The sequence below is a fragment of the Candidatus Planktophila sulfonica genome (assembly GCF_002288065.1).
In the GTDB taxonomy this organism is placed as follows: domain Bacteria; phylum Actinomycetota; class Actinomycetes; order Nanopelagicales; family Nanopelagicaceae; genus Planktophila; species Planktophila sulfonica.
Window position 1 is genome coordinate 338009 of sequence record NZ_CP016773.1, and the last position, 17322, is coordinate 355330.

The window sequence follows — 17322 nt, forward strand, 5'->3', positions numbered from 1 at the left end:
CTTATTCCATGCCGTGAAGGAATCCGACAAGAGCCCACATCACGAGCACGCCGATAATCGTTGCCATGATTGTGTATCGAGACTTATGTCGTGAATGTGCTTCGGGCAGAATGTGTGATGTTGCTAGGTAGATAACAATTCCGGCAAAGAGAGCTAGATAAAGCCCAACGAAGTTATCGTTAACGGCAAAGCTGGAACCGATTGCTGCACCACTGATACGTGCAACTGCATCGACTCCAAGCAGCCAGACGCCCTTCTTGCCCCAAGAACCACTCTTGATCAAGAATGAAACGGTATTGAGTCCATCAGAGAATGCGTGAACGAGAAGTGCGATAAATACAGCAACACCAAGATTGTTACTGACAGAGAATGCAACACCGAGTGCAACGCCATCAAGGAATACGTGGCCACCCATCGCTAATGCGCCAAATGCACCTGCAATATTGGATGAGTGATCGTGGTCGTGACCGTAATCAGATTCAGCTGGCTCGTGAGAACCGAAGATCTGTTCGTAGAAGTGAAGAAGTAAGAACCCGGCAACGAGCGCGATTGATGCAGCAGGTGCGTGGAGAAATTCCTGAGTGTTAAGTTCGAAGATTTCAGGAAGAAGATCGAATGCAACAAGGCCAAGAAGTAGTCCGGCAGAGAGCCCAAGGACAAGATGAAGGCGATCCTTTGACTTAATTGCTAAGTAGCCGCCTGTGGTTGTTGCGATTGCAGTCGATGCCGCCAAGATGATTGCGATGTTCATAGCCAGAAGGTATCACAAATGAAAATGATTTTCATTTCCGTTGCCCAGCACCCTAGGCTCACCTCATGATTGCGATCGCACGATTCCAGGTTCCCATGAGCGAATCAGCCTCATTCCGCGCAGAGATTGAACTGGCCCGCGATGTTTTGGCCCAGGCGGCCGGATATCTCTCAGGAACTGTTGGCCAGAATCTCGATGAGCCAACGCTCTGGGTTTTAAGCACTGAATGGGAGAACGTGGGCTCATATCGCAGAGCTTTAAGTTCTACTCGCGCAAAGTTAGAAGCGATTCCTGTACTTGCTCGCGCGATCGATGAACCCGGAGCCTACGAGTAAACTAAGCACACGATTACAACGACCGTTGTTATTCGCCGACAGCCAGCCGGACTATCTCAATTTCACCGGCTAAGTAAATTAGCCGAATGAGGATTGTGAAATGGCCGTAGACCGTCTTGAAAATATTGTTTCGCTATCAAAGCGTCGTGGATTTGTATTCCCCTCATCAGAAATTTACGGAGGCCTTCGCGCTTCTTGGGATTACGGCCCACTCGGAGTAGAACTCAAAAATAACGTGAAGCGCCAGTGGTGGAAGTCAATGGTTATGGGTCGCGAAGATGTTGTCGGTATCGACTCCTCAGTGATTTTAGCTCGCGAAGTCTGGGAAGCATCAGGACACGTTGCAACATTTAGCGATCCGCTTACCGAATGTACTGCTTGTAATAAGCGTTACCGCGCAGACCACCTTGAAGAAGCTTATGAAGCCAAGCATGGAAAGCCACTTGCATCCCTTGCAGATATGAACTGCCCGGCATGTGGCAATAAAGGTCAATTCACAACACCGAAGCAGTTCTCAGGTTTGCTCAAAACCTTCCTTGGACCAGTCGAAGATGAATCAGGCCTTGCCTACCTTCGCCCAGAAACAGCGCAGGGAATCTTTATTAACTTTGATCAGGTCATGACTACATCTCGCAAGAAGCCACCTTTCGGTATCGGCCAGATCGGTAAGTCATTCCGTAACGAAATTACTCCAGGAAACTTCATCTTCCGTACTCGTGAATTCGAGCAGATGGAGATGGAATTCTTCGTCGTTCCTGGAACAGATGAAGAGTGGCACCAATACTGGATCGATACTCGCCTTGCTTGGTACAAGGATCTTGGAATCAATCCAGATCGCCTACGTATCTACGATCATCCTAAAGAGAAGTTGTCGCACTATTCAAAGCGCACAGCCGATATCGAATACAAGTTTGAATTTAACGGCACTGAATGGGGCGAGCTCGAAGGAATTGCAAACCGCACAGACTTCGACCTTAAGGCTCACTCAGCAGCATCTGGCAAGGACCTTTCATACTTCGATCAAGAGAAGAATGAACGCTGGACTCCTTACGTCATCGAACCTGCAGCTGGTGTTGATCGTTGCACCCTGACATTCATGATGGATGCTTACACAGAAGATGAAGCACCTAATGCAAAGGGTGAGATGGAGAAGCGCGCAGTGATGAAGTTCGATCACCGCCTCGCACCTGTAAAGGCTGCAGTGCTTCCACTTTCACGTAACGCTGACCTTTCTCCAAAGGCACGCGACCTTGCTGCGCAATTGCGTAAGAACTGGAACATTGATTTCGATGATTCAGGTGCAATTGGCCGTCGTTACCGTCGCCAAGATGAAATCGGTACTCCGTACTGCATCACTATCGACTTCGAGACACTTGAAGATCAAGCAGTCACAATCCGCGATCGCGACACCATGGCGCAAGAGCGCATTGGTATTGATCAAGTAGAAGCATGGCTAGCGCCACGTCTACTCGGCTGCTAGATCCCTTACAACTCCCGCTCAAAGATGGAGTCCATCTAGTAGACCCTCCTGTGGTGCTTGCACCAATGGCAGGAATTACCAACGCTCCATTTCGCATGCTCTGTCGCGAACAAGGCGCTGGTCTCTTTGTCTCTGAGATGGTTACTGCTCGCGCACTTCTAGAACGTATTCCTGAAACGCTGCGCATGATTGAACCAGGTGCAGGCGAATGGCCTCGTTCGGTGCAGCTCTATAGCGTCGATCCACACCACATGGGTGAAGCGGTAAAGATGATCGGTCGCGAAAATTTAGCTGATCACATTGATATGAATTTTGGTTGTCCAGTTCCGAAGGTAACTCGTAAAGGCGGGGGAGCAGCGCTTCCCTTTAAACGTAATCTCTTCCGCGAAATTGTGAAGGCAGCAGTTGATAATGCAAAACCTTACGGAATTCCTGTCACTGTAAAAATGCGCATTGGTATCGATACTGATCACCACACATATCTAGAGGCAGCAAAGTCAGCCGCAGATCTAGGTGTTGCCTGGGTAGCATTGCATGCACGTACTGCACAGCAGATGTATGAAGGCAAGGCCGATTGGTCTGCTATTAAGAATTTAGTTGAACATCTGAAACCAACCGGAGTACCCGTACTAGGAAATGGCGATATCTGGTCAGGCGCTGATGGCGCAGAAATGGTGCGCCAAACAGGCTGCGCAGGCGTTGTTGTAGGTCGTGGATGTCTTGGACGCCCATGGCTCTTTGCAGATCTCGTCGAATCTTTTTCTGGCGGAGATAATCGCGTGCTGCCGACTTTGCATGAAGTGCGCGAAGTGATGTTCCGTCACGGTGAACTCATCGTTGATTACTTTGAATCTGAAGATCGCGGATGTCGCGACCTTCGTAAACATATGGCTTGGTATCTCAAAGGTTTCCGCGTTCCATCAGAGCTCCGTCGCCAATTCGGCATGGTGGGCTCACTTAAGGAACTTCGCTTCTTACTTGATCAACTCGATGATCAGCCATATCCCATTGAGATTGGCGATAAACCACGTGGACGCACAAGCAGTGGTCGTCCGCCAACCTTGCCTGATGGTTGGCTCAATGATCCTGACGAGATGATTCATCTCGATGCTGAAGATATGTTCTCGGGTGGCTAATGTTTAAGCTCATTCGTCGCCTGATTTCTCTCGTACTTGCCATCGTTGTCATCATTCCTACATACGCACTCTTCGTTACTTGGAACTCTGCAAAGAACCCAACAATTCGCACCTCAGCTGATGTCATCGTTGTGCCAGGAGCCGCTCAACTTAATGGCGCACCAGGTGAAGTTCTTCTTGCGCGCTTGCAAGAGGCGAAGCGAATTCAGAAACTTGGATATGCACCCCTCATCATTACCGTTGGCGCAGGTGCACCAGGAGATCGCACAACAGAGGCAGCTGCTGGTAAATATTGGTTAACCCGCAACGGAGTTTCACGCAGCAAAGTAATTTCACTTCCAGTTGGCCGCGATACTTTGACGCAGACAAAGAGTTATATCGATGAGATGCGCAAAAGAAAACTGACCAATGTCATCATCGCAACTGATGCCTATCACTGCCAGCGCGCAATGACGATGGCAAATGATTTTGGTGCAGTTGCAACATGTTCACCTGCTCAAACAGGGCCAAATACACTGGAAAATTCAAGGTACCGATACTTAATTCGCGAAGCGGGCGCTTATCTTGCCTACATCACCTTAGGTCGCCGAGGTATTCATATCTCAGACCATCTCACCAATAGCGGGCTTGTAAGGTATGTGTATGACATCGTCCAGTAATTACAGCGCAGCAGATCAAGAGCGCTATCTCGACGAGCCGGCAAAGCGTCCTGGCCGGACAGAATTCATGCGCGATCGCGCACGAGTTATTCACTCAGCTGCACTTCGCCGTCTAGCCGCAAAGACTCAAGTAGCTGTGCCGTGGGAGAACGATTTCCAACGTACACGTTTATCTCACTCACTCGAATGCGCACAGATTGGTCGCGAGCTCGGTGAATCACTGGGTGCAGATCCTGATTTACTTGAAACAGCATGTTTGTCGCACGATATGGGCCACCCGCCTTTCGGACACAATGGTGAAGAAGCGCTGGCAGAAGTTGCCGCCCCTTGTGGTGGCTTTGAAGGCAACGCGCAATCTTTCCGACTGCTAACTCGCATTGAGGCAAAGACAGTTGATACAGATGGAAAGACAATTGGATTAAATCTCACTCGCGCATCCCTTGATGCCGCAACGAAATATCCATGGGCGCGCGCAGAGAATCCTCGCAAGTTCGGCGTCTATGACGATGACACAGAGATCTTTAACTGGGTTCGCCAAGGCGCACCTGCAGGACGTAAATGTATTGAAGCGCAGATCATGGATTGGTCTGATGATTGCGCTTACTCAGTCCACGACCTCGAAGATGCAATCTTTGCTGGACAAATCACTGTAAAGAACTTTGATAATGACCTCGACATTCTCTACACAGAGATGGTCAATGGCTATGGTTCGGATGCGAGCAAAGATGAAGCAGCTGCTGCACTCACACGCCTGCAGGCTCTTTCCTGCTGGCCAGCATCATTCGATAGAACTCATCGCGCACTTGCTCGCTTGAAAGATACAACTTCACAGCTCATTGGTCGCTTTGTTCTTTCAGCCGAACTGGAAACTCGCAAGATTCATGGAGATGGTCCACTTACTCGATACAGCGCAAACCTTGAAATTCCGCGCGAGCAGAAGATTGAAGTAGATTTCCTTAAGGCTGTTGCTGGGCACTATTTGATCAATGCAGCAGCGTCGCAAGAGCGATATGCAAAGCAACAAGTAGTAATCCACGAACTCGTCGAGATGCTCTTTGAAGCAGCGCCTAATGAACTCGACCCCATCTTCGAAGATGATTGGAAGCTGGCCACTACCGATTCCGAACGCCTACGCGTTGTCGTAGACCAGATTGCCAGCCTGACTGACCCTGGCGCATATGCGCTCCATGCACACCTTTCAAAGCGTCGCTAAGGTAGGAACATGAGCGGTCGTATCAAGGCAGATGACATCGTTTATGTGCGCGAACATGCACATATCGATGAGGTCGTCTCTGCAGCTGGCGTTGCTCTCAAAAATGCTGGTGGGGGACAGAAGAAAGGTCTCTGCCCATTCCACGACGAAAAATCACCCTCGTTTCACGTAACTCCTTCTAAGAATTACTACCACTGCTTCGGTTGTGGCGTTGGTGGCGATGTCATCGACTTCATGATGAAGACAGATCACCTTTCATTTACTGAAACTATCGAACGTCTGGCATCTCAAATCGGTTACACACTTCGCTACGAAGAAGGTGGCCCTACCCAGCCAACGTCACAACGCTCACGTCTCTATGCAGCCAATCTTGCAGCGGCGAAGTTCTTTCAAGATTTACTCAACACATCTCCTGACGCAGCACATGGTCGCGACTTACTGACCAAGCGCGGCTTCGATAAGGCTGCATGTGATTCATTTGGAGTTGGGTATGCACCGAATGGTTGGGATGGACTTACCAAACATCTTCGTGCAGCTGGCTTCACAATCGACGAACTTGAAGAAGCTGGACTTTCCAAGATGGGCGAACGTGGTCCTATCGATAAATTCCGCAATCGCGTTATGTGGCCGATTAAAGATATCTCAGGTGACATCGTTGGATTTGGTGCACGCAAGCTAGCAAGCGATGAAGAAGATCAAGGCCCTAAGTATCTCAACACCTCTGAAACTCCTATCTATAAGAAGTCACAAGTTCTATACGGACTTGATATGGCAAAGAAAGATATTGCTAAGAATCGTCAGGTAGTAGTTGTTGAGGGTTACACCGATGTGATGGCCTGCCATTTAGCGGGAATTACAACTGCGGTTGCAACCTGCGGAACCGCTTTTGGTGATGATCACATCCGCATCATCCGCCGTTTGCTTATGGATGCCGATGCATTCCGTGGCGAGGTTATCTTCACCTTCGATGGAGATGCAGCCGGACAGAAAGCTGCCATGAAAGCTTTCGGCGATGATCAGAAGTTTGTTACCCAAACATTCGTTGCCGTCGAACCCGATGGCCTTGATCCATGCGACCTACGTCAACATAAAGGTGACTTAGCTCTGCGCGATCTCATTGCAAAGCGAGTACCACTCTTTGAATTCGCAATCCGCACCGAGCTCAAGAAGCACAATCTAACAACGGCTGAGGGTCGAGTTAATGCTCTCAATACTGCAGCACCATTAGTTGCGGCTATTCGCGATAAATCACTTCGCCCTGAATACATTAAATCTCTCGCTGGATGGCTCGGTACAGAAACTGAAGTCGTAACCGCTGCCGTTAACACCGCGCTTAAGAAAGTTTCAACAACATCTGCGCCTGTTGAAGCACCTTCCGCAGATACTGCCTGGCGACCAAACCCAACAGAACCAACGTTGATGTTGGAACGTGAAGTATTGAAGGCAAAACTTCAGATGTCAGGGTTAGTTACCGACTGGAAGACAATCGAGGATGATGCCTTCACGCATCCTGCCTATCTCGAGCTTCGTCGCATCATTGATTCATTTGGTACCGAACCAGTTCTGCTTGAAAATGTCACAGATGAACGTATGCGCCAACTCTTTACCGAGCTTTCTGTAGAACCGGTGCGAACAGATGGAGCGGTATCTGAGAAATATGTTTCCAGCATTGTCGCTCGCCTGCGCGAAGTATTGGTAAGTCGCAAGATTGCAGATCTCAAATCTAGTTTGCAGAGACTTAATCCTGTTGAAAATGAGGAGCAGTACAACGCAGCTTTTGGCGATTTGGTAGCCCTGGAAACCCAGAAGCGCGGCCTTCACGAACTCTCTATTGGTTCGCTCTAGTTCCTTTCCCTTCGCTCATTTCTTCTCATTTTGGCAGGGGTTAAACCCTGAGGTAGAGTTGCGCCCGATACATTCCCTGATAGCTCAACGGCAGAGCAGTCGACTGTTAATCGACAGGTTCTTGGTTCGAATCCAAGTCAGGGAGCCATTTACACCCATTTGCCTTACCCTTTTTCCATGAACGTTAATCCCAATTTTCAGCGTCGTGGTTTCTTAGGCGCCCTTGTGGTTTCGGCTCTTGCCGCAATTTCTGGAAGCAAACTTTCACCTGCAACAGCTGCTGCAAAGGGAAAGAACATCGTCAAGCTCGCAAAGGTTCCTGTGGGTGGAACATTTAATTTCACGCACTCAGCGCAAGGAATGCCAGCAATTCTCTTTCGCACCAAAACCGGAGTCTTCGCATATTCAGCTATCTGCACACACCAAGGTTGCACCGTGGCCTACAACCCATCTTCAAAACGACTTCGCTGTCCATGTCACGGCGCTGAATTCGATCCACTTAAGGGTGCCAAGCCAATCGGTGGCGTGGCTGAAGTTCCGCTTGGAAAAGTTAAGGTTGCAGTCAAAGGCGCGTGGATAGTCGAAGCGTAGGCAAGCCGAAGCTGGAAATCCCCCACAAGTCCAAAAGTAGTATCAGGAAAATCTCAGGAAGATAAGACAGGATCATTTTCATGAAGAACACAAAAACAATTGGCGCATTTGTAGCCGGAGTCGTTTTAGCAGGCTCTGTTGCAACTGCTGCGATCACACCTACCGCCGGCACTCTCAAAGCTTGTGCAGATAATCGCACTCAGGCTTTATACCTCTCTTCCAATGGCACCTGTTCTTCCAGCCGCACACTCGTAGAAATCGGTGGCAACGGCATGAACACCAAGACGATTTCATCTCTTGTTACTCCTTCTGTTGTCTCCATTTCGGCCACAACATCAAGTGGCGAAGGAACCGGATCAGGTTCGATTTACAAGAGCAATTCATCTTCTAGCTACATCATCACCAACAATCACGTGATTGAAGCAGCTGCAACTACTGGCACCATCAAGGTTGAACTCACAAATGGCGAGCAGTACACCGCCAAGATTGTGGGACGCGATCCTGGTTATGACATCGCCGTGCTACAGATTCAAATTGGCAACTTGCCAGCTATCGCACTAGGTGATTCTTCTAAAGTCAGCGTTGGAGACCCAGTTCTCGCTATTGGTTCTCCACTTGGCTTAGCAAGCACCGTGACAAGCGGAATCATTTCCGCGCTTAACCGTCCGGTCTCTACCGGAACTGCTGATGCGCAGTCATATGTGAATGCTATTCAGACCGATGCTGCAATTAACCCTGGAAACTCAGGTGGAGCCCTTATCGATTCACAAGGTCGCATCATCGGCGTGAACTCAGCAATTGCAACGCTTTCTAGTGGATCTGCCAGCGGTTCAATTGGACTTGGTTTCTCAATTCCAATCAATGAAGCAAAGCGCGTCATCGATGAAATCATTGCAACAGGTAAATCAACTCGTCCAGTACTCGGTGTCTACTTCGATCCAACCTTTACAGGCATTGGTGCGAAGATTGCACGATTGAGTGCAGGTGAAGGTGCCGAGAAAGCTGGCATCCCAGTTGGTTCAGTCATTCGCAGTATCGATGGAGTGAAAGTTATTGATAATGACACTGCCATCGTGCGCATCAGATCCTACGTTCCTGGAACTGTCGTTTCAGTACTCGTCGATCTGCCAACAGGCGGAAGCAAGACTTTCAAGGTCACTTTAGGGTCGGCGCCGTCGCTCTAAGAATTCTGTAAGAAACATACCCGTTACCTTAAATACACAGGTAGCGGGTATCTTTCTGCCATGGCTCTCTTCACATTGCAGGTATCTCTTCCAGACCGTCCTGGCTCACTCGGAATGCTCGCATCTGCAATCGGTTCTGCAGGTGCAGATATCCGCGGACTCGAAGTTCTTAAGAGCGAAGATGGAACTGGCTACGATCAAATTACAGTCGCTGTCCCAGGAACTGATCCTTCAGATCTCGTTGAAATTCTTAACTCAATTGGCGGAGTCGAAGTACTCTCTATTGAGCCCCTCGCAAATTAATTCTTAATTAAGCAGGTTTGCGCTAGCACCAGCACTCGGTAGCGATGTAAAGAATCGTGGCTTCTTAAAGCCTTGTGATTCAAATGCCTCAGAGACCGCTTCTCGTGTCTTCTGAACGTCACTGGCTTTAATCAGCGCAATAGCGCTTCCACCAAAGCCGCCGCCCACCATGCGCGCACCCATGGCACCTGCTTCAAGAGATGCATCGACTGCAACATCGAGTTCAGGGCAAGAGACTGTGTAATCATCGCGAAGCGAAATGTGGGATGCGTTAATCAATTTCCCTAAAGTCACGAAATCTGATGCTCGAAGAGCGGTCACAGCATCAAGGACTCGCGCAATTTCAGTAACAGCGTGACGAGCGCGGATGAACTCTGTTTCGGTCAACTTGTCGCGATTTGCTTCTAGCGATTCGAGAGTTAAGTGGCGCATTGATGGAATATTTAACTTTGCAGCAACAGATTCACAGGAAGCGCGACGTTCTGCATAACCGCCATCTACTAGCGCGTGGTGTGCTTGTGTATCGATAATGAGAAGTTCAAGCCCAGCATCGGCTACGTTAAAGGGAATTGATTCGGTGCTGAGGTCGCGACAATCGAGAAGAAGCGCAGCTCCCGCTTGAGCCATAAGTGAAACAGATTGATCCATGATTCCGCAGGGCATTCCAACGTAATCATTTTCAGCCTTCTGTGTTGCTCGTGCTAAATCTTCCTTGCTCTTACCGAGCTCGAAGAGAGTATTGAGGGCCACAGCGACTGAACATTCGAGGGCGGCAGAGGATGAAAGTCCGGCACCGGATGGAACAGTTCCGTCGACCAATATATCTACGCCGGTTGAAATGCCAAGAGTCCAGATAACGCCGAGAACATATTTCTCCCAATCACCTTTACTGCCAGGCTTCACATCGTTGATATCAATAGTGAAAATCTTCTCTTTACGTTGATGAGATGCGATGCGGACTAAACCATCTTTGCGAGCAGCAATTGCCGCGTAGGCGCGATCGGCAATAGCAAAGGGGAGAACGAAGCCTTCGCTGTAATCGATATGTTCGCCGATGAGATTGACGCGACCTGGAGCTTCAGCGAGAACTTCGGGTTTACGGCCATAAAGCTCTTCAAAGGTACGTGCAATGGACGCCATGGTTTAAAGCTTTACATCTTTTAGCTGCTGGGCAGATTGCTCTGGCTTCATATCCATAATGAATGCACCCATGGCAGATTCTGAACCAGCGAGATATTTAAGTTTTCCAGGTGCGCGACGCACGCTAGTGATTTGCCAATGAAGGCGAAGGAGATCACGACCTTCGCGCACTGGTGCCTGATGCCATGCAGCGATGTAGGCCATATCAATACCAAAGACGCCATCAAGACGTTGCATGACTTCGATTGCAATCGATGGGAATGAATCACAGGCAGCTGGTGCTAGCTCGGTCAGATCTGCTACTGGCTGCAACGGAACAACATGAATTTCAAATGGGTAACGAGATGCATAAGGTGTGTAAGCGACCCAATGTTCATTACGAGCAATGATGCGGACGTCATCGCGAAGTTCGCGGGCTAGAACGTCATCAAATAAGACGCGACCGGTTTTTTCATGGTGCTTACGCGCAACTTCAAGCATCTTGGTGACGCGTGGGGGAAGGTATGAATACGCATAGATCTGACCATGTGGGTGCGCCAGAGTCACACCGATTTCTTCACCGCGGTTCTCAAAAGGTGCGATGTGAGAAATGAATGGAAGTTTCGAAAGTTCTGCTGTGCGATCGCGCCACGCTTCAAGAAGAGTGCGTACTCGCTGAGGTGAAAGGGATTTGAATGCGCCACCGTGGTCTGCGGTAAAGCAGATAACTTCACACTTTCCTGCTGCAGCACCTTCATCGGTATCTGAACCGACCATGTCAGGAAGAGCGAAATCGCCATCAGGTGGTCGAAGAGATGGTGAACGATTATCAAAGACAACAACTTCAAAATCATTTTCAGGAATTTCAGTGAGAAGTTCGCCTGTTGTTGGGCAGAGTGGGCAGAGTTCTTTTGGTGGCAAGAAGATGCGACCTTGGCGGTGCGCAGCCATTGCAACCCATTCGTTGACCAGGGGATCGAGGCGAAGTTCACCGATTCCAGGCTGCTCTTCTTCAGGGCGTTGATCAGGAACGGTACGGGTCTGGCCCGCTGTGTCGTAATAGCGGATGGTGCGACCGTCGTTCATAGTGCGGCTTGTGCGCACTACACCTGCTGAAAGTTCGACTATCTCATCCATGATGAACGTACTCTACCTTGGGTTAGGCCCAGTTGAGGGTGCGTTCAATCGCTTTCTTCCAACCGGCATATCCAATTGCGCGATCTTCGCTACTTGATGTTGGGTTCCAGCGACGAGATTGTTTCCATTGTTTCTTCAACTCATCAGTATCTTTCCAGAATTCAACTGCGAGACCTGCTGCATATGCAGCACCAAGTGCGGTTGTCTCTGTAATCAATGGTCTGGTGATATCGATTCCCATAGTGTCTGCCTGCATCTGCATGCAAAGCGCGTTGGCAGTGATTCCACCATCGACGCGCATTTCTGTCATGGGCACACCGCTATCTGCAACCATCGCATCCATGACGTCACGAGTTTGATAACAGATTGCTTCAAGTGCTGCGCGCGCCAGGTGTGCCTTTGTGGCTGCGCGAGTGAGTCCGACGATCACACCACGTGCATCGCTGCGCCAGTATGGAGCAAAGAGCCCAGAGAATGCTGGAACAAAATAGACACCTGCTGTATCGGTAACAGAGGAAGCAAGAGATTCAGTTTCGGCTGCATTAGTGATGATTCCAAGCTGATCGCGTAGCCACTGAATGGCAGAACCAGTAACAGCTACTGAACCTTCGAGCGCGTACATCGCAGGCGCATCACCAAATTTATAGCAGACAGTCGATAGAAGACCGTTCTTGGATCGAACAATCTCTTTGCCTGTATTAAGAAGCGCGAAGTTTCCGGTGCCGTACGTTGTCTTTGATTCACCGCGTTCGAAACAGACTTGGCCAACCATCGCAGCATGTTGATCGCCCAAGATTCCTGCGATAGGAACAGCAGATCCAAGAGGTCCATGCGGATCGGTCAACGCATATTTTTCAGATGAAGATTTGATCTCCGGAAGTACAGTGCGAGGAATATCGAAGTAACCCAGAAGTTCGTCATCCCATTGCAAGGTTTCGAGGTTCATTAACAAGGTGCGGCTTGCGTTGGTGACATCGGTGAAATGGACTCCGCCTTGAGTTCCACCGGAAAGGTTCCAGAGCAACCAGGAATCAATCGTTCCAAAGCGCGCTGAACCTGATGCAATAGCTGCCTTTACGGCATCAGAATTTTGAATCAACCAGTTCATCTTGCTGCCCGAGAAGTAAGGGGCGATGGCTAGACCGGTCTTAAATGTAATTGCATCTTTAGCGCTCTGCGCAAAACCTTCGAGGTAATCAGCTGTGCGAGTGTCCTGCCAGACGATTGCGTTATGAAGTGGACGTCCTGTTGTGACATCCCATGCGACAGTGGTTTCGCGCTGATTGGTTATTCCAATTGCAGCTAAATCCGAACCCAAGATATCGGCTTGTTTGAGAGCTCCGGCAATGACCTCTTTGGTGCGATCCCAAATTTCTGCGGCATCATGTTCGACCCAACCTGCTTGAGGAAGTATCTGACGGTGCTCCATTTGATGTTGGCCGACAACTTTTCCATCAGCATCGAAGATCATGAATCGTGTGCTGCTAGTTCCTTGGTCCAAACTTCCGATGTATGCCATATAGTTAAGACTATTCAAACCCTTGAAAGTACTCAAGCACACTAAGGAATTGGTAGCTCTCAACACCGATGTTTACTTCACAGCTCAATGCGCAGCAACGCGAGAAGGCCATCGCCTCGCTGACCTCTGAAGAATTCGACATCCTGATTATCGGTGGCGGAGTCAATGGCGTCGGAGCAGCCCTCGATGCAGTTTCGCGTGGATTGAAAGTTGCCCTCGTTGAAGCTCACGATTATGCAGCAGGAACATCAAGCCGTTCCAGCAAGTTAATCCATGGTGGCCTTCGCTATCTCGAACAATATGACTTTAAATTGGTGCGCGAAGCTCTTCACGAGCGCGAACTCATGGTTTCAACTCAATGTCCTCACCTCGTAAAGCCAGTCAGCTTCCTCTATCCGCTCACGGAAAAAGTTAAAGAGCGCACCTACGTTGGTGCGGGGCTTGCTCTCTATGATGCACTACGCGGATTTAAGCGCGCACTTCCTTCCCATAAGCATTTAACTGGCAAAACCATTGCAACAATTTCACCTTCGTTGCGCCAAGACATCATTACTGGTGCGATCCGTTACTTCGATGCACAGGTCGATGATGCCCGCCACACCATGATGATTGCTCGTACAGCTGCCCGTCATGGCGCGGTGATGGCAACAGGCGTTCGCGTTGAAGATTTAATCCGAACCGGCAAGAAAGTTACTGGCGTCGTTGCTCTCGATACCCACACAAATAAGAAGTTAAAGATTTCTGCCAAAGCAACCATCATGTGTGCTGGCGTCTGGAGCGATGAGCTTCACGAGCAATTCGGGCTCACAGCAGGCTACTCAGTTGCGATGTCTAAAGGTGTGCACATTGTTGTTCCAGGAGATGCCATCCACTCTAAAGATGGAATCATCTTGAAGACTCCGGTATCAGTGCTCTTCCTTATTCCTTGGGGAGATAAGTGGATTGTTGGAACTACAGATACTCCTTACGAAGGAGATCGCGCTAAGCCACTTGCTACACAAGAAGATGTGCAATATATCTTGGATCAAGCAAACCGTGTTCTTGAACCAAAACTAAAGAGCGAAGATATTCTCGGAGTATTTGCAGGCCTTCGCCCACTAGTAGCTAATAAGACAAGCTCTGCGACAACAAAGCTTTCTCGCGAACATACTGTCGATCGTCCTGCACCAGGATTTGTCAGCATTGCAGGCGGTAAATACACCACCTATCGCGTCATGGCTAAGGATGCTGTTGATCTTGCAGTTCTAGATCTTCGCCGCTTAGTGAGTGACTCTGTTACCGAAAAGCTTCCGCTCATCGGAGCAGATGGATACTTTGCTTTGAAGCAGCAGGTAGCAAAGATTGCCGAAGAGAATTCCATCTCTGAAGCAACTGTTACGCACCTACTCGATCGTTACGGCTCACTCATCGAAGAAATTCTCGGACTCATCGCCGATGACGCATCACTTGCCGAAAGACTTATCCCAGATCTGCCTTATATCAAGGCTGAAATTCTCCACGCAGCTTCTCATGAAGGCGCACTTTCGGTCGAAGATGTACTTCTTCGCCGCACACGAATTTCTTTTGAAGCTGCCGATAGTGGGGCAGAAGCTGCAAAGGAAGTTGCCAAGATTATCGGCGATGAACTTGGCTGGGGCACAAAGGAACGTAACGCTTCAGTGAGCGCCTTCCTTGAAGTAATTTCTCAAGAAGAGGCTGCTTTAGTAGAGCTAATTAATTCTTAATCTGATTTCTACAACTATCTGTCGCTGGCTTCACTGAAGGCTTCTTTGTTGGTGCAGGTGGCGGAGTTGGACCCTGTTCGATAGTCAAAGTCAGGGGCGCTTTAACTTCTGCGTGAGTTCCTGATGCATCTTTAAATCCAACGTTGCCAACCCATGTACCTGCAGGAAGTCCAACAATAGATAACTTCCATGAACCGCTTGTTTCGCGAGCAATAGTCTGAGTTACTTTTGGAATAACGGAATTAGATGAGTGGAAGTAATACTTAACCGCTCCTGTAACCACCGGTGAATTATCTGGTCGTTTTACTTCAACAGAAATCACGGCGTTCTTATTAGTTGTTGATGCGCTGACGGCCGTGATGGTGATGGTCGACGTTTCACCTTGTGGCATAAAGTCAGCGGTATCAGGCAACCATGTGCCAGTTAGCAGACTCTGGAACTTCTCTGGTCCGCCGCCAAATACATTGAGATCTAAGCGACTACCGGGAACTCCATACTTAGGCGCAATTCCACATGATGTGTACTGCCAGACGGTCCAGTTTGCAGTACATCCTGCTGTTGTCCATGAATGAACATAACAACCCGCTGCCTTCACATGTGAGCCCAATTTAAAGTTTGGAAGCGCTCCTTCTTTTGCTGGATCGATCGCATATTGCGCAATCCAGAGTGGATACGAGCTGAGCTCCTTATCTCTAATCAAGGAATTTTCAAGGAAGTAAGGCGATGAGTAGATCAACGGGGTTCGGCCCGTCTTCTCCTTGATGGTCTTTAGGAATGTCTTAGACCAGAGAGTGGCAGCGCTGCGGGTCGCTGTCTTCTTGCAAACCTTTGTGCTGCTAAGGCGCACGCAGTTATTTTCAATGTCGAGTGCGACAGGTAGATCCATCTCGTTATAACCGCCCAATGAAGCGATACGCCAAATTACTTTCTGCGCTTGAACTTGGGCATCTTTGATAAGAGCAGAAGGTGCTGTGACATCCGGAAGAATCGCGTAGTGATAGAAGCCGGTATAGATACCAGCTGCTTGCGCGCCCGTGCGATCCATCTTCACGTACTTGGCTGCAAGTTGATCTGCATCATCTCGAGAATCTGAAGCTTTGATCATGACAAATGCGACACCTGCATCGTGCATCTTGACGAAGTTAATTGGCTTTCCATTGGGATGTTGCCATCTACTGATGTCGGCGCCATGAATGCGACCACCAGGACCATTTACATTGAGGTCTTTGGCTGAAGCAGGGGAGATGCTTGTCAGTGAAAATGCTGCAATAACTGAAGCAGAGAGGAGCGCGCCAAACTTCTTCACTTTTCTACAACCACAGCTGTGATGCCAAAAACATCGAAGATTGCACTTTGTAGCAGGGAACGGTGGCGCAGGCGCGCTTCCTGATAATCGTGGCCAGTTGCCAACTTGTTGCTATCGCGGAAATCTAAGGTGAGTCGACCATTTTCGAAGGATTCTAAACGCGCATCAAAGTATGCAATCCAGACAACACGATCGCGACTTTCAACGAGGTCGAGAACTTCATTCCATCGCTGGCGTAGATCAGTGAGGGTCAGTTCTGCGGACATGCGGCGACTTTACCGCACGAGAGTTAATGTCTAGGGGCGCCGAGCCATTTGAAGTACTCGCCGGCAAGAATCACTCTCAGGTTACGACTGCGATCAGGTGAGATAGAAAGGTGTTGAGCGATGCGCGCCACAATCTGTTCAACAGACTTTTCAGAAACATAGCGAATGCGTGCAATTTCAGAGTTACTTAAGCCCTGTGCAACCAACCGCAGAGTTTCAATTTGAATATCAGTTAAATCGCTCAGAATGCTGATGAAGGAGTTTTCATGAACAGCTGAGTGTGCGCTGATCCATTTCATGGCAGATCCATCGTGAGCAGAATCAATGCTCTCTGAAAGTGCGTAGGTAATGATGGAAAGGTCTGAAACCGATCTCTTGAGAATGATTTTACTTCCGTGCGGGATATTCTTTTCGAGAAGTCCGAAGAGTCGAAGATCTGGGCACGATGTAGTGATGACTATTCCTAAATCAGGTTCTACTCTACGAAATTTTTGAAGCAAAGCCACCGCTTCTTCGCCTGAAAATTGCAGATCAATCATCACCACTTCAGGCTGTAGTGAATTAAAGAGATTCTCGGCCACAAAGACATTAGCCGCTTCGCCAACTACGTTGATGCTGTGCAATCGAAGCGAAGCAGACATAGTCGCGAGCTCGAAAGCATCATCATTCACAAGTAAGACGCGAGCAGGGTTTGCCAGAGTTTTAACCATGGATAAGGGTAAATCTCCTCTCTTGCTTTCGTGGAGAGGGGATA

17 protein-coding genes and 1 tRNA gene are annotated in these 17322 nt (G+C 49.0%); 11 read left to right on the forward strand and 7 right to left on the reverse strand.

Annotated features, from left to right (window positions below; genetic code table 11):
- Window position 1: 1 nt before the first annotated feature.
- Complete coding sequence (locus A1sIA56_RS01695) at window positions 2-751, reverse strand: ZIP family metal transporter (RefSeq protein WP_095673234.1); 750 nt, start codon at window positions 749-751, stop codon at window positions 2-4.
- Between the two features lie 65 nt (window positions 752-816).
- Here A1sIA56_RS01695 and A1sIA56_RS01700 point away from each other — a divergent pair, with 65 nt between their 5' ends.
- From A1sIA56_RS01700 to A1sIA56_RS01745, 10 genes are all read left to right on the forward strand, one after another.
- Entirely contained in the window at window positions 817-1086 is a 270-nt protein-coding gene (locus A1sIA56_RS01700; protein ID WP_095673235.1) for an antibiotic biosynthesis monooxygenase, read from the forward strand.
- A gap of 100 nt (window positions 1087-1186) precedes the next feature.
- Complete coding sequence (locus tag A1sIA56_RS01705) at window positions 1187-2566, forward strand: glycine--tRNA ligase (RefSeq protein WP_095673236.1); 1380 nt, start codon at window positions 1187-1189, stop codon at window positions 2564-2566.
- Entirely contained in the window at window positions 2536-3702 is a 1167-nt protein-coding gene (gene dusB / locus A1sIA56_RS01710) for a tRNA dihydrouridine synthase DusB (protein WP_095673237.1), read from the forward strand. The genes A1sIA56_RS01705 and dusB overlap by 31 nt, the downstream gene beginning before the upstream one ends.
- Window positions 3702-4361: a YdcF family protein gene (locus tag A1sIA56_RS01715; RefSeq protein WP_095673238.1), complete on the forward strand. Its 660-nt coding sequence runs from the start codon at window positions 3702-3704 to the stop codon at window positions 4359-4361. Before dusB ends, A1sIA56_RS01715 begins: the two co-directional genes overlap by 1 nt.
- Window positions 4345-5574: a deoxyguanosinetriphosphate triphosphohydrolase gene (locus A1sIA56_RS01720; RefSeq protein ID WP_095673239.1), complete on the forward strand. Its 1230-nt coding sequence runs from the start codon at window positions 4345-4347 to the stop codon at window positions 5572-5574. Before A1sIA56_RS01715 ends, A1sIA56_RS01720 begins: the two co-directional genes overlap by 17 nt.
- 9 nt (window positions 5575-5583) lie before the next feature.
- Entirely contained in the window at window positions 5584-7419 is a 1836-nt protein-coding gene (gene dnaG, locus A1sIA56_RS01725; protein WP_095673240.1) for a DNA primase, read from the forward strand.
- 73 nt (window positions 7420-7492) lie between these two features.
- Window positions 7493-7567: transfer RNA gene (locus A1sIA56_RS01730), tRNA-Asn, on the forward strand.
- Between the two features lie 29 nt (window positions 7568-7596).
- Window positions 7597-8010: a QcrA and Rieske domain-containing protein gene (locus A1sIA56_RS01735; protein WP_095673241.1), complete on the forward strand. Its 414-nt coding sequence runs from the start codon at window positions 7597-7599 to the stop codon at window positions 8008-8010.
- Between the two features lie 80 nt (window positions 8011-8090).
- The gene (locus A1sIA56_RS01740) at window positions 8091-9194 is read left to right on the forward strand and encodes a S1C family serine protease (RefSeq protein WP_095673242.1); all 1104 of its coding nucleotides are present in this window, start codon (window positions 8091-8093) and stop codon (window positions 9192-9194) included.
- 60 nt (window positions 9195-9254) lie between these two features.
- Window positions 9255-9497, forward strand: a complete 243-nt coding sequence (locus tag A1sIA56_RS01745) for an ACT domain-containing protein (protein ID WP_095673243.1) — start codon at window positions 9255-9257, stop codon at window positions 9495-9497.
- Between the two features lie 3 nt (window positions 9498-9500).
- Here the strand turns inward: A1sIA56_RS01745 and galK are convergent, their stop codons facing one another.
- The 3 genes from galK to glpK are packed head-to-tail and all read right to left on the reverse strand — an operon-like array spanning window position 9501 to window position 13272.
- Entirely contained in the window at window positions 9501-10637 is a 1137-nt protein-coding gene (galK, locus tag A1sIA56_RS01750) for a galactokinase (RefSeq protein WP_095673244.1), read from the reverse strand.
- Window positions 10638-10640: 3 nt separating this feature from the next.
- Complete coding sequence (gene galT, locus A1sIA56_RS01755; protein ID WP_095673245.1) at window positions 10641-11753, reverse strand: galactose-1-phosphate uridylyltransferase; 1113 nt, start codon at window positions 11751-11753, stop codon at window positions 10641-10643.
- Between the two features lie 22 nt (window positions 11754-11775).
- Entirely contained in the window at window positions 11776-13272 is a 1497-nt protein-coding gene (glpK, locus tag A1sIA56_RS01760) for a glycerol kinase GlpK (protein ID WP_095673246.1), read from the reverse strand.
- A 68-nt stretch (window positions 13273-13340) separates the two neighbouring features.
- Here glpK and A1sIA56_RS01765 point away from each other — a divergent pair, with 68 nt between their 5' ends.
- On the forward strand, window positions 13341-14996 hold the full coding sequence (locus tag A1sIA56_RS01765) for a glycerol-3-phosphate dehydrogenase/oxidase (RefSeq protein ID WP_095673247.1): 1656 nt from the start codon (window positions 13341-13343) through the stop codon (window positions 14994-14996).
- Here A1sIA56_RS01765 and A1sIA56_RS01770 read toward each other — a convergent pair.
- Genes A1sIA56_RS01770 through A1sIA56_RS01780 form a run of 3 tightly spaced genes read right to left on the reverse strand, consistent with a single transcriptional unit; the run spans window position 14986 to window position 17278 of the window.
- Window positions 14986-16302 carry a glycoside hydrolase family 25 protein gene (locus tag A1sIA56_RS01770; protein ID WP_095673248.1) on the reverse strand — a complete coding sequence of 439 codons (1317 nt, stop codon included), beginning with the start codon at window positions 16300-16302 and terminating at the stop codon, window positions 14986-14988. The genes A1sIA56_RS01765 and A1sIA56_RS01770 overlap by 11 nt on opposite strands.
- Entirely contained in the window at window positions 16299-16568 is a 270-nt protein-coding gene (locus A1sIA56_RS01775) for a hypothetical protein (RefSeq protein ID WP_095673249.1), read from the reverse strand. Before A1sIA56_RS01775 ends, A1sIA56_RS01770 begins: the two co-directional genes overlap by 4 nt.
- A 23-nt stretch (window positions 16569-16591) precedes the next feature.
- Window positions 16592-17278, reverse strand: a complete 687-nt coding sequence (locus A1sIA56_RS01780; protein WP_095673250.1) for a response regulator transcription factor — start codon at window positions 17276-17278, stop codon at window positions 16592-16594.
- Window positions 17279-17322 lie beyond the last annotated feature (44 nt).

Coding starts and splice junctions, on each gene's coding strand:
- A1sIA56_RS01695 (WP_095673234.1), bottom strand. CDS start 751: ATGAACATCGCAATCATCTTGGCGGCATCGACTGCAATCGCAACAACC.
- A1sIA56_RS01700 (WP_095673235.1), top strand. CDS start 817: ATGATTGCGATCGCACGATTCCAGGTTCCCATGAGCGAATCAGCCTCA.
- A1sIA56_RS01705 (WP_095673236.1), top strand. CDS start 1,187: ATGGCCGTAGACCGTCTTGAAAATATTGTTTCGCTATCAAAGCGTCGT.
- dusB (WP_095673237.1), top strand. CDS start 2,536: ATGGCTAGCGCCACGTCTACTCGGCTGCTAGATCCCTTACAACTCCCG.
- A1sIA56_RS01715 (WP_095673238.1), top strand. CDS start 3,702: ATGTTTAAGCTCATTCGTCGCCTGATTTCTCTCGTACTTGCCATCGTT.
- A1sIA56_RS01720 (WP_095673239.1), top strand. CDS start 4,345: ATGACATCGTCCAGTAATTACAGCGCAGCAGATCAAGAGCGCTATCTC.
- dnaG (WP_095673240.1), top strand. CDS start 5,584: ATGAGCGGTCGTATCAAGGCAGATGACATCGTTTATGTGCGCGAACAT.
- A1sIA56_RS01735 (WP_095673241.1), top strand. CDS start 7,597: ATGAACGTTAATCCCAATTTTCAGCGTCGTGGTTTCTTAGGCGCCCTT.
- A1sIA56_RS01740 (WP_095673242.1), top strand. CDS start 8,091: ATGAAGAACACAAAAACAATTGGCGCATTTGTAGCCGGAGTCGTTTTA.
- A1sIA56_RS01745 (WP_095673243.1), top strand. CDS start 9,255: ATGGCTCTCTTCACATTGCAGGTATCTCTTCCAGACCGTCCTGGCTCA.
- galK (WP_095673244.1), bottom strand. CDS start 10,637: ATGGCGTCCATTGCACGTACCTTTGAAGAGCTTTATGGCCGTAAACCC.
- galT (WP_095673245.1), bottom strand. CDS start 11,753: ATGGATGAGATAGTCGAACTTTCAGCAGGTGTAGTGCGCACAAGCCGC.
- glpK (WP_095673246.1), bottom strand. CDS start 13,272: ATGGCATACATCGGAAGTTTGGACCAAGGAACTAGCAGCACACGATTC.
- A1sIA56_RS01765 (WP_095673247.1), top strand. CDS start 13,341: ATGTTTACTTCACAGCTCAATGCGCAGCAACGCGAGAAGGCCATCGCC.
- A1sIA56_RS01775 (WP_095673249.1), bottom strand. CDS start 16,568: ATGTCCGCAGAACTGACCCTCACTGATCTACGCCAGCGATGGAATGAA.
- A1sIA56_RS01780 (WP_095673250.1), bottom strand. CDS start 17,278: ATGGTTAAAACTCTGGCAAACCCTGCTCGCGTCTTACTTGTGAATGAT.